Source organism: Adonisia turfae CCMR0081 (assembly GCF_011009555.1).
Taxonomy (GTDB): domain Bacteria; phylum Cyanobacteriota; class Cyanobacteriia; order Phormidesmidales; family Phormidesmidaceae; genus Leptothoe; species Leptothoe turfae.
Genome location: NZ_QXHD01000004.1, coordinates 5,095,882 through 5,106,455, shown reverse-complemented (window position 1 = coordinate 5,106,455; position 10,574 = coordinate 5,095,882). Strand labels below are relative to the sequence as shown.

Annotated in this window: 11 protein-coding genes; 2 read left to right on the top strand and 9 right to left on the bottom strand. The window is 47.4% G+C overall.

Features of this window, described 5'->3' with window-relative positions:
• Positions 1-25: 25 nt before the first annotated feature.
• The 6 genes from metX to DXZ20_RS25925 form a co-directional block, all read right to left on the bottom strand.
• The gene (gene metX, locus DXZ20_RS25950; protein ID WP_163659214.1) at positions 26-1,147 is read right to left on the bottom strand and encodes a homoserine O-acetyltransferase MetX; all 1,122 of its coding nucleotides are present in this window, start codon (positions 1,145-1,147) and stop codon (positions 26-28) included.
• Between the two features lie 520 nt (positions 1,148-1,667).
• On the bottom strand, positions 1,668-2,951 hold the full coding sequence (locus DXZ20_RS25945) for an O-acetylhomoserine aminocarboxypropyltransferase/cysteine synthase family protein (protein ID WP_163659213.1): 1,284 nt from the start codon (positions 2,949-2,951) through the stop codon (positions 1,668-1,670).
• Between the two features lie 246 nt (positions 2,952-3,197).
• The gene (locus tag DXZ20_RS25940; protein ID WP_163701986.1) at positions 3,198-4,817 is read right to left on the bottom strand and encodes a tetratricopeptide repeat protein; all 1,620 of its coding nucleotides are present in this window, start codon (positions 4,815-4,817) and stop codon (positions 3,198-3,200) included.
• Positions 4,818-5,201: 384 nt separating this feature from the next.
• Positions 5,202-5,738: a dihydrofolate reductase family protein gene (locus DXZ20_RS25935; RefSeq protein ID WP_163701984.1), complete on the bottom strand. Its 537-nt coding sequence runs from the start codon at positions 5,736-5,738 to the stop codon at positions 5,202-5,204.
• A 271-nt stretch (positions 5,739-6,009) separates the two neighbouring features.
• Positions 6,010-6,843, bottom strand: coding sequence for a sulfurtransferase (locus tag DXZ20_RS25930; protein ID WP_163701982.1), 834 nt, complete (start codon positions 6,841-6,843; stop codon positions 6,010-6,012).
• A 40-nt stretch (positions 6,844-6,883) separates the two neighbouring features.
• Positions 6,884-7,342 (bottom strand): DUF6220 domain-containing protein, encoded by a 459-nt coding sequence (locus tag DXZ20_RS25925; protein ID WP_431732089.1) that lies wholly within the window; start codon positions 7,340-7,342, stop codon positions 6,884-6,886.
• 99 nt (positions 7,343-7,441) lie between these two features.
• Between DXZ20_RS25925 and DXZ20_RS25920 the strand changes: the two genes are divergently transcribed.
• Positions 7,442-8,116: a LuxR C-terminal-related transcriptional regulator gene (locus tag DXZ20_RS25920; RefSeq protein ID WP_250565931.1), complete on the top strand. Its 675-nt coding sequence runs from the start codon at positions 7,442-7,444 to the stop codon at positions 8,114-8,116.
• 36 nt (positions 8,117-8,152) lie between these two features.
• On the opposite strand, the gene DXZ20_RS25915 is transcribed toward DXZ20_RS25920, so the two are convergent.
• Positions 8,153-8,665 carry a hypothetical protein gene (locus tag DXZ20_RS25915; RefSeq protein ID WP_163703621.1) on the bottom strand — a complete coding sequence of 171 codons (513 nt, stop codon included), beginning with the start codon at positions 8,663-8,665 and terminating at the stop codon, positions 8,153-8,155.
• Positions 8,666-8,811: 146 nt separating this feature from the next.
• Positions 8,812-9,279: a MarR family winged helix-turn-helix transcriptional regulator gene (locus DXZ20_RS25910; protein ID WP_163701980.1), complete on the bottom strand. Its 468-nt coding sequence runs from the start codon at positions 9,277-9,279 to the stop codon at positions 8,812-8,814.
• Positions 9,280-9,525: 246 nt separating this feature from the next.
• Between DXZ20_RS25910 and DXZ20_RS25905 the strand changes: the two genes are divergently transcribed.
• Complete coding sequence (locus DXZ20_RS25905) at positions 9,526-9,783, top strand: hypothetical protein (protein WP_163659209.1); 258 nt, start codon at positions 9,526-9,528, stop codon at positions 9,781-9,783.
• 18 nt (positions 9,784-9,801) lie between these two features.
• Here the strand turns inward: DXZ20_RS25905 and DXZ20_RS25900 are convergent, their stop codons facing one another.
• Positions 9,802-10,536 (bottom strand): SDR family oxidoreductase, encoded by a 735-nt coding sequence (locus tag DXZ20_RS25900; RefSeq protein ID WP_163703620.1) that lies wholly within the window; start codon positions 10,534-10,536, stop codon positions 9,802-9,804.
• Positions 10,537-10,574: the final 38 nt, after the last annotated feature.

Sequence of the window (10,574 nt, the reverse complement as noted above, 5' to 3'; positions counted from 1 at the left end):
ATTGCCCTAAAAATGTGGCATGGTCTCAATCCAAAACAAACCGGATATACGGTGCATAGAGATCTGGCTCTAGCAAAAAGGAATCATGGCCTTTATCAGAATGCACTGTAATGTGTTTTACATTCATCTGAGCTGCTTTCAATGCCCTGACAATGACCTTTTGTTCTTCTGGGTAAAAACACACATCAGAATCGACGCTAAAAATCAGATACTGCTGGTGGGCACATTTTTCAAATAAGGCTGGCTGTTGTGCATTGAGGCTAAACCGCTGCCACATATCCATAATGCGCAGATAGCTATTGGCATCAAATCGCTCTGCAAATTTTTTGCCCTGATGGAACATATAGGACTCAATCGGGTTAGATAGTTCGTAAAACTGCCCGATGGGCTGGTCTATGGTAATTTCTTGCCGTGCCCGTTTTTCCATTATGGCCAGTGACACAAAGGTTTTATGGGAAATAATCCGAGCTAATAACAACCCTTCTTTGGGTGGCTCTGTATCGTAGTAGTCGCCGCCTTGAAATTTGGGATCATTACGAATTGATAGAATCTGCTCAAAATTATGGACCCGATGGAGCACAGTGGTTTCTAACCCGGTTGCGATGGGCAAAACATTCTTGACCCGGTGGGGGCAGCGGGTGGCTAACAAAATCGAAAGCATACCGCCCATTGACCCACCAATCACAGCATGCAAACAGTCAATACCCAGAAAATCCAGCAACTGTAGCTGACTGCGGATCACATCCCAGGCACTCACCTGGGGAAACTGGCTGCCGTAGGGCTTACCCGTGCGTGGATTAAGAGAGCGTGGCCCTGTTGACCCATAGCACCCCCCCAAATAGTTAGCACAGATAACAAAATAACGATTTGTATCCAGGGCCTTACCTGGGCCAATAAAGGTGTCCCACCAGCCAACAACACAGTCATCTGTCCACAGGGACTCCGCCCCTGGTAATGTTTTGTTGATACCAGCTGCATGCTGACTACCGGTTAGGGCATGTAGAACCAGGATGGCATTACTGGCATCGCTGTTGAGGGTGCCATAGGTTTCATAGGCCAGGGTGATGGCGTCAAAAGATTCTCCTGAATCTAAAGGAAAAGGTTCGTCTAGGTGGAAAAACTTGGTCTGGACTGAGCCAATACTCATTAGGTAAGCGATGGGAGAGAAGAGTTGAAAGGGGATGGTGGAGGCTTGAAGAGTTGATGTGTTAAGCCATGGGACTAATGTTTAGATTGCGCAGAAGAAACAAGACATTCTTATAAAACTACTTTATTTACATGCTTTCCTGCAAACGGAAAAATGAATCAGCCCTACCTTTAATCCCTTTAATCCCCCCTTCAAGAGCCACGGTGTACACATATCTCGGCAGAGAGTTCAGACTCCTGCATTACCCCCCTTAATTCCCCCTTGGTAAGGGGCTACGGTGTATACACATCTCATGTTGAACCTCAATCTCCTGCACTACCCCCCTCAATCCCCCCTTACCAAGGGGGGAAGCTCCAGTCCTCCCCCTTACCTTAGGCTTTAGCCCATGCCTGGAGGGCTTTAGGGGGAGTTAGAGGGGGTGAGGCAATCTAAAGGCTATTGACGAGCACTTGTGTGTACACCTCCCCTTATGAAGGAGAGGATAGTCCGATGGCACCTTCGTAATCAAGGCGCATGTACTCTATGCGGCTAGGGCTTGTTTGAGGTCATCAATAATGTCATCGATGTCTTCAATGCCAATGGCTAGACGGATCAGTTCGGGAGCGATGCCGGCACTTTGCAGGTCAGACTCTGACAGCTGCGAGTGGGTTGTTGTGGATGGGTGAATGGCCAGACTTTTCGCATCCCCTACATTTGCCAGGTGAGAGAATAACGTCAGCTGCTCAATGAACTTCTTGCCTGCGTCAGCTCCCCCTTTTATGCCAAAGACAACCATGGCTCCAAATCCATTTTTCAGATACCGTTTGGCAGTGGAGTGGGCTTTATCGGTTTCTAGGCCAGGGTAACGCACCCACTCTACAGAGGGATGCTGTTGCAGAAACTCGGCCACGGCCATGGCATTTTCACAATGGCGCTGCATGCGTAAATGCAGGGTTTCTATACCTTGGAGGAATATCCAGGAATTATCTGGGGAAATGCAGGCTCCTAGGTTACGTAGGGGCACAAGCCGCATACGCAGGGTATAGGCGATCGGGGTCAAGGGGCCCAGGTCATGGGCATATCGCAAACCGTGGTAGCTGGGGTCTGGCTCACTCATGAGGGGAAACTTGCCGGAGGTCCAGTCAAATTTGCCGGAGTCTACCATGATGCCGCCGATGCCTGTGCCGTGGCCTCCTAACCACTTGGTTAGGGAATGGATCACAATATCGGCACCATGTTCTATGGGGCGAATTAAATAGGGTGTTGTAAAGGTACTGTCAACAACAAGGGGCAGGCCATTTTCATGGGCGATCGCAGCGATCGCATCTAAATCCGATACTTCTAACCCTGGGTTACTGACCGTTTCACAGAACACCAGCTGGGTCTTATCCGTAATCGCGGACCGGAAATTCTCTGGATTGCGGGGATCGACAAAGTTCACCTTGATGCCAAACTGGGGCAGGATGTCCTTGAACATGGTGTAGGTCCCGCCATACAGCGTATTAGCGGAAACAATTTCATCCCCAGCCTGGCAAATGTTAATAATGCTATAAAAAATAGCGCTGGTTCCAGACGCCACGGCCAGGGCTGCAGCTCCACCTTCAATGGCAGCAACCCGCTTTTCTAAAACATCCTGGGTAGGATTCATCAACCGCGTATAGATATTGCCCAGTTCTTTCAGGGCAAACAAGTTAGCTGCGTGTTCAGTATCCCGAAAGGCATAGGCGGTAGTGCGATAGACGGGCACAGCGCGAGCCATGGTGGTGGGATCAGGCTCTTGACCTGCATGTAGACACTTTGTCCCCAATCCGTGTTCTGCACTCATGAAAAACCCTCTTTACAGTGATAAATCGTCATGAAATTCTAGCTCAGGCAAGATAATCCCATGAAAGTCGTCGGTGGATTCTTTACGACCTGACTGCAGTTAATCACAAAACATCTCAAAACATTTCAGACTGACAATAATATTAGAGGGGACCTGGGCAAGAACTGTTACGGTACAGCTAGAACAGCGACGCGACAAAGGTTGTCACGGTCAAAGACCTGTCATCGTCGGCATACTGGCTACGAGCTAGGAATCTGTTTGAATTAGAGCCAGGGCTTGGTCAAGTATGTCAACGGCTTCCTGGGTTTCAGCAGGGCTTAACCAGGCGCGCAGGGGATAGGGCAACCGTTGTACAAACCGGCCCCAGGCTGAATGGTTGGATGGGTTGGTATGTTGGGCTGCGATCGCAACCAGCACAGCAGCCTTAGTCTCCGGTCCGGTCACGGTCTGCGCCACTTCCATGGCCTGATCAAACTGTCCTTGTCTTGCAAATGCAGTGGCCGTACACTGACGGAGCCAAGTTACAGGGTGAGAGTTTGTTTCGCTCAAGTACTCAAACAAAGGCACCACACGCTCCGGTAGTTCCATCCTACAATAGGCGCTGCCAACCTGGGGCAGGAAATCTAATATGTCAGATTGCTTGGCCAGGCGTTCAGCCTCAGCATACTGTTCAGTTTCCAAATAGGTACGGATCACCTCTCGTTTAGCAAAGTCAGGCGTCCCTATGGACTCCACAAGGCTATTGGCATCCTCCACCAATCCAGCTTTAGCATAGGCCACCGCAATTGCCCCATAGGCCCGTTGTCGTGCACTAACATTCTCTATGGTCTCTGCCAAAGCCAGGGCTCGCTCAAAGTCTTCTGACTCTGAGTATGCTTGTACCAGCGCACGCTGCGCCGATGACTTAGTAGAGGCATTAGGCATTTGCTCTACAATTGCTCTGGCTTTTTCCCAGGTACTCTCGGCCTGATCACTGCCCAGCCTGCTATATAACTGTGCTAAATCGATCCAGCTATGGGCCTCATCTAAAGGAAACCTTGGCGAAGGCTGAATAGTCGGTCTCGTTGCGTCTAAAACAGCGAGTGCTTGTTGCGTCTTGTCAATTTCGATTAACAGTCTTACGAAATCTAGCACCTGGTAGGTTTCAAAGTTATCTTCAAGAACATCGGTACCCTCATCTTCGAGGAAAGAGAGTATTTCACTTTTCTCTATGACAAATTTTGCCAGATCTTTCTGCTCTTCAAGGATCAACAGACCTGTTGCTGCCAAAAATAGTTGGTTAGCAGTGACGACATCCACCAAGTCTTCATTTTCATACTTCTTCATCTCAGCAACAGCCTGGGCAATCATTTGTTGCGCTTGTCGCGGTTGACCGGCTCGCTCATACTCTGCCGCAATCTCTGCCATCGCCAGGGGGTGTGACCAAGCCTGCACCTGTTGAACCAGGTGCACAGCCAGATCTAAATGGCCCGCTTCAGCATATTCAACCGCCCGATTAAGCAGTGATTCACTGGGCGATGTACCACTAGAGGCGCATTTTCCTTCGGTGTGATCGATAGCAGTCTCCACTGCCCGAGTTAGAAATGTTTCGGCTTTACTGGACTGGTTTACGGCTCGATAACCCACTCCGATTTTTAACCATGCGTTGCTTTCAAAGCAGTCTCCTCCTGCGTATGTAGCGGCTTGCTCCAGCAGTGGAATAGCTTTGTTGGGTTGGTTTGCGATCGCATAGCCAAATGCAATATCTGCCAGCTGTTTAGCCTGGCTAAAATCGGTCGATTGTGCCAGGGCAGAGTGGCCAGACGAAAGCAAAGCAATGGAAGCAATGCCACTACTCAAGAGCGATTTCAAAAAAAGAGTTGACATAATAAGGTATTTAGTAAGGGAATGATCTATTGACAAGTAAAGGAGTTATCTATTGACAAGCGTTTTATGGTTGAAAACCATAGCTATAAACTGTTGATTTGCACTCAAGCTAACAACACCTAATTTGTGTATGTGTTTGTTATACGGATCTTTTTCTAAATTTAAAGGTTGTAAAATATCGATCTCGACAGAAATAGAGATATTTGTGGAAACGCTCCTAAATACTCGTCTCAACCCGAAAAGATGGCAAGTTTACAAAACGAATATATGCTTGGAAAGCAAAATCAATTAACTTCCAAATTTTGAATGTACAGACGTTCCCTGGAACGTCTCTTCAACAGTTACGTTTGGATGTTATTTATGGCTTGCTCCTTACTACAAAAATCATGCTCTAATGCGACTGTAAGCACTCTTCACCAGCATATTGTTAAATAGCTCAGTCTTGTTATGCCTAAATTGCAGTTTATTTATAAGTTTGTCAAATAGTGGAATGCCATCGCCTAGTAAGACAGGGACTCTGGTGATAATCATTTCATCAATCATGTCCTCCGCCAGGAAACTTTGGATGGTGCGACCGCCATCAATATACAAATTGTGGTACCCACGTTTATCCAACTGTCCAACCAGTGTTTTGAGATCGTTGCCACTGACAATTTCCACACTGTCTACTAAGTTATCAGGAACATGCTTTAAGCGATTACTCAAAACAAAAACCAGCTTTTCATAGGGCCAAGTACCAAATGAGAGAACCTTCTCAAAACTGTTTCGTCCCATTAAAATGGCATCGACACGCTTGATAAACTCACCGTAGCCAAAGTCACTCTGATCAGGATTGGGGATGTCGTCAAGCCAATCAACACCACCGTCGGGTGTCGCGATAAATCCGTCGAGGCTGGTTGCAATATAGACGTAGTTGGCCATCGCTTAAAAATCTCCATCAATCTCTGGGATTTAGGCTAAATTGCCGATTATCAAGCTCAGTCAACCAGCAACAGCTCAGCTCCAGCTCCAGCTTCCATGGTTAGAGGCTAACTGCCTGGTAGCTGAATACTGCCACCTTACCGTAGCCCATGGCCATTGTGCAGAACCATCCCTCTTGCCCACCGAATCCAGCCGAATCGGTGGGCAGCAAGATCATCGTTGATCGGATCTCCAAACTCAAGTATAGATATATAGAGGTCTACATAAGGGTCTATGGCTCTGTTGGCATACCCGGCAAGCGGCTCCACTGATTCCATGAGCCATCGTAATTACGTACATTTGGATACCCCAACAAGTATGTCAACACAAACCAGATAAACGCCGAACGCCCACCAATGGCACAGTAGGGAAAAACCTCTTTATCCGGTGTAATGCCCCGTTGGCTATAGAGATGCTTGAGATCATTAAATGATTTAAATGTGCCGTCATCATTAACCGTATCGGTATGTTCCACATGCACAGCCCCAGGAATATGCCCTGCCCGTTCCTGCCCCTCCGGAGGCTTCATTATAAAGATCTCACCGCGATACTCTTCAGGTGTGCGCACATCCAACAAGACTTGATCGGGCTCCTTTAAAGAGGTTTCTACTTCGGCTTGTAAAACACGCAATTTAGAATTCAGGGGTTTAGCCTGATACCGAGTAGGTGCAAACGTAGAGAACTCAGTCGTAACTGGGCGAGATTCTGCTGTCCATTTCTGATGACCACCGTTTAAAACCTTGACATTTTCATGGCCGAATAGGGTCAGTAACCAGAAAACAACGCCACCTATGGCGATGTCACTGCCATAGGCAACAACTGTTGTCTCAGGGCTAATGCCAGAGCGTGAGAGTACGTTTTCAATGGTTTCTTGATCCAGCTGGATACTCATGTCTGGCTGGCTTAAATCAGGAAAAATACTCCAAAATACAGCTCCTGGAATATGGGCGTTTTCCAGCAGATCTGGGCCCATGGCAAGTTCAACAATGCGCACGTTGGGATCATCCAGGTGATCGGCTAGCCATTGGGTATCGACAAGAGTATCAGGACAGGCGTAATCAGTCATGGTTTTCTCCTAGAAACTATCTGACAATTTTCTATCTAGCCTAAATTTCAGCTACTTTTCTCGGTGAGACAATTCGCCATGCCCGATGCACCAGCGTAGAGGAAACAGAAACCAAAAAGAACCCAACTAAGGGATGCACAATGGCTAATGACACTGGCAAAAATGGTGGATGCCAATGAATTGTCAAAAACTGAACTCCTAATAAAATAGGCATACTCACTGTCAGGATACGAATACGCCGCGAAAAAGCAGCCCCATAGGCCCACATGACTAGCACCAGAGATAAACCACTGTATCCCCTCACCAGCCATACATGGGCTTGCCACCAGCTAGGATTCTCAAAATAGGCTACACCCGCTGTCAACAGTTGCACCCCAAAAAGGAGGTTAAACACAACAGTTACGACATAAAACCCAACAACACTAAATCTTGGATTCGGAGTTGTGTCAACAGCCATTGGCAGCGCATCTATCGTCTTAGATAAAGAGGATGAAGGCATAATTCTTTTGCTTGCTACCCTCCTACCCTAAGGCGGCTATTTTCTGACGCCTAGACCTCGATCGGGTACACTTTTGTCTAGCGGCAAAAAGTGAGTGCCATGGAACCCCTCATCAAAGCTCCTCTACAAAGCTTGTTTCAGACAATTGTCCAGGCACAGACGGAAGCTGAGCTGAGCCAGGTGTTTATGGCAGAGGTTGGGCAGTATTTTGCAGCTAAGCGATGGAACCTGTATTTTCTAGACCAATTGCCAACCCTTGATGACCGTACGCCACCATTGCTAAAAAAGGCTTTATCCTTGGATCATAATCCTGTGCTGCGCTACTTGATGCAAAATCATGCAGCGGTTCATGATGAAGTGATTTTGCCCCCTGGTGTATGGCAAACGATTTGCCCTCGCGCCGATCATGGTCATGTTATGGTTGGCCCCATTGTCAGCCAGGGGCAGCTGGTGGGCGGCATCGCTGTGACTCGCCATCGCCAGGACCCCAAGTTTACGACTGAAAATCTAGCGGATTTAAGTGCTCTGTGTTTACATGTGTCTACACGATTGGCTGTTTTACAGGCTAAGCCCGCACCTATTGTGTTTCACAACAACTGCCTCACCCCACGGGAAGCTCAAATCGCAGAGCTGGTTGCCCGAGGGATGACTAATAAAGAAATTGGTACTGAACTGTGGATTACGGAGAACTCAGTGAAACAGGCATTAAAGCGGATGTTTCGAAAGTTAAAGGTTTCATCTCGAGCTGAGATGGTGGCACAGTTAGCGTCTTGATTGGGTGGTTTGAGTTTTCTTTTAAAGCAGAAACAGTTAATCTTTTTCTCCAGCAGGGCGTCTACCCCACGGTTTCAAAACTGAGATGCCAATAATAATGAGCAGGAATAATACTTGTGTTGCGGTTCCCAATAGCACTCCCATGGCGTCAAATGTATAGGTGGCATTTGAGAAAGCTTGTAATCCTTCTTGCCTGGAAATTGCTTCAGAAGCTTGTCCCCAGGGAAATAGCCAAAATGTTCCAAACAGGATTAAACCTGTTGTCAGCAACCATTTTGCCAGCACCCAATAAAATTTAGTAAATCCGTAGTTCGTTCCCCAACAAAGTGCTGTAGCTGTAACCACTGAACCCATTGCTGCAGGAATCACAATCCAATCATCCAATAGATTGATGGCAGCATTAAGGCTATACATAGCATCTGCATTCACGCTGGATGTATTCTGCAGCGACAGCAGAAACATACTTAAAACAGTGCCGGTCCATAGGGCAGCGAAGCCGATATGGCCTGACAGTAACCACTTCTTTTGATTAGGACTAAGCTTTGACATACGTTCTCTCCAACGGCGGCGATCAAACTTTGAAATAACTAGCGTTCGCTCGATCTTTAAAAAGATCAATGTATTAATAGTCAATATATTAAGTAATTTTCAAAAAAGCAACCTTGGAGATCTCAATAGGTTTGAGTGATAAATGATTAGAGTAAATTTTGGGTGATTTGATCGAGTAATCTCAAGGCGGTGTCCTGTTCTGTTTTGGACATGCCCTGGGTTGCTTTGTTCAGGGTTTCAGCGCCAAGGGGTGGGAGAATGGTCATTAACTTTTTGCCTTCGTCAGTCAGCCAAATACGAATAATCCGGCGATCGTTAGCAGCGCGTTCTCGATAGACCAGATTGCGATCTTCCATGCGGTCAACAACGCCCGTAAGTGTGGCTCCCAATTGCTTCAGCTTGCTGGCAATGCCGGACGTTGAGAGTCCATCCTCCTCCCAAAGGCAGCATAGGACGAGATAGTGAAACGGGGTCAATCCATGGGGGTCTAAGCGCTCTAGAAAATCCCGATACATTAGCTGTGAGACCAGTTTGACCTTATAGCCTAAGTTGTAAGGTGCCAGCGCATATCGCCATGTGTGTAGAAAATCAGCATTGGGAGATGGGGCAGGCATAAGAAACAAAGGGAACGGAAAAAAGCTAAAGCATGCTAACCCATTCTAAAGGGCTCCAGCAATGGTATTAAATTTCGGCATTGCTTTGCAGAAAACTACAAAGCTACATCGCGCTTTTTAGTCAGAAAGTTGGTGCATTTGATCATTTCAAAAATATTTGTAGGAATTTAAAGTGAGGACATTGAAGCATACAGAGACTTCAATAAACGTCGGTTATTTTTCTGCCACCCTTACGAGGAAAAGCCAATGTCACCTGCAGTTCTTGTTTTTCTACCGTTTGCATTACTGCTTCTGATGGCCAAGGGAGCCGGTGCTAATTCAGAAACTCCAAAGAAAGAGAAAACGTCCTCCGGCAAAATCATGGGCATTTTGACAGAGCAAGGCGATTTTATCCCTTTTTCAGCATTAACTGACCACAACGTTCTTGATTCTGACAACAATGGTATTGTGCTGGAACAGAATGGCAAGCGCTACTTTTTAGCCGCTGCTAGCAAGCAAAATTAGGTTTACAAGGGGGCAGAGCTATCTTCCCCCAGCAACTTCAATAAACGTACCGGTTGTATAGGATGCTTCGTTTGATAACAGCCACAGGATAGCCTGGGCCACTTCCACCGCTTTCCCACCCCGTTTCATGGGTAAAAATTCTTTCACTCGATCCACACGTCCTGGCTCGCCACCATCGCCATGAATGTCCGTATAAATAAATCCTGGACGCACGGCATTGACTCGAATCCCTTCTGCGGCTACTTCTTTAGCCAACCCTAGGGTCATAGCATCTATCGCCCCTTTAGATGCAGCGTAATCTACATATTCACCTGCCGCCCCTAGACGGGCGGCGACTGAAGAGATATTGACAATGGCCCCTCCTGGGCCACCGCGCTTGGTAGACATGCGTTTGATGGCTTCTCGGGCACATAGAAATGCCCCGGTGACATTGGTTGCCAAAACTCGATTGAGGCGGGCGGCATCTAGATTCTCTACGCGGGTTTGTTGTTCTAAAATTCCTGCATTGTTGACCAGGGCTGTGATTGTACCTAGCTGATGATCTACTGCATTGAAGAGGGCGATCACCTCGGCTTCTATTGCGATGTCAGCTGCGATCGCAACTCCCTTACCCCCTTGTTGTCGAATCTTCTCAACAACCGCATTTGCCGCCTGATGGTTCCGACGATAGTTTACACACACCGCATAGCCACGTTCTGCGGCTAAAGACGCCGTTGCCGCCCCAATGCCACGGCTGCCTCCAGTAATGACCATAACCTTGTCTGTGTTCACGACATGTATGCCCTAATAAC

Excerpts from the sequence above, each read along its gene's own strand:
- metX (WP_163659214.1), bottom strand. The coding sequence starts at position 1,147 with ATGAGTATTGGCTCAGTCCAGACCAAGTTTTTCCACCTAGACGAACCT.
- DXZ20_RS25945 (WP_163659213.1), bottom strand. The coding sequence starts at position 2,951 with ATGAGTGCAGAACACGGATTGGGGACAAAGTGTCTACATGCAGGTCAA.
- DXZ20_RS25940 (WP_163701986.1), bottom strand. The coding sequence starts at position 4,817 with ATGTCAACTCTTTTTTTGAAATCGCTCTTGAGTAGTGGCATTGCTTCC.
- DXZ20_RS25935 (WP_163701984.1), bottom strand. The coding sequence starts at position 5,738 with ATGGCCAACTACGTCTATATTGCAACCAGCCTCGACGGATTTATCGCG.
- DXZ20_RS25930 (WP_163701982.1), bottom strand. The coding sequence starts at position 6,843 with ATGACTGATTACGCCTGTCCTGATACTCTTGTCGATACCCAATGGCTA.
- DXZ20_RS25925 (WP_431732089.1), bottom strand. The coding sequence starts at position 7,342 with ATGCCTTCATCCTCTTTATCTAAGACGATAGATGCGCTGCCAATGGCT.
- DXZ20_RS25920 (WP_250565931.1), top strand. The coding sequence starts at position 7,442 with ATGGAACCCCTCATCAAAGCTCCTCTACAAAGCTTGTTTCAGACAATT.
- DXZ20_RS25915 (WP_163703621.1), bottom strand. The coding sequence starts at position 8,665 with ATGTCAAAGCTTAGTCCTAATCAAAAGAAGTGGTTACTGTCAGGCCAT.
- DXZ20_RS25910 (WP_163701980.1), bottom strand. The coding sequence starts at position 9,279 with ATGCCTGCCCCATCTCCCAATGCTGATTTTCTACACACATGGCGATAT.
- DXZ20_RS25905 (WP_163659209.1), top strand. The coding sequence starts at position 9,526 with ATGTCACCTGCAGTTCTTGTTTTTCTACCGTTTGCATTACTGCTTCTG.
- DXZ20_RS25900 (WP_163703620.1), bottom strand. The coding sequence starts at position 10,536 with ATGGTCATTACTGGAGGCAGCCGTGGCATTGGGGCGGCAACGGCGTCT.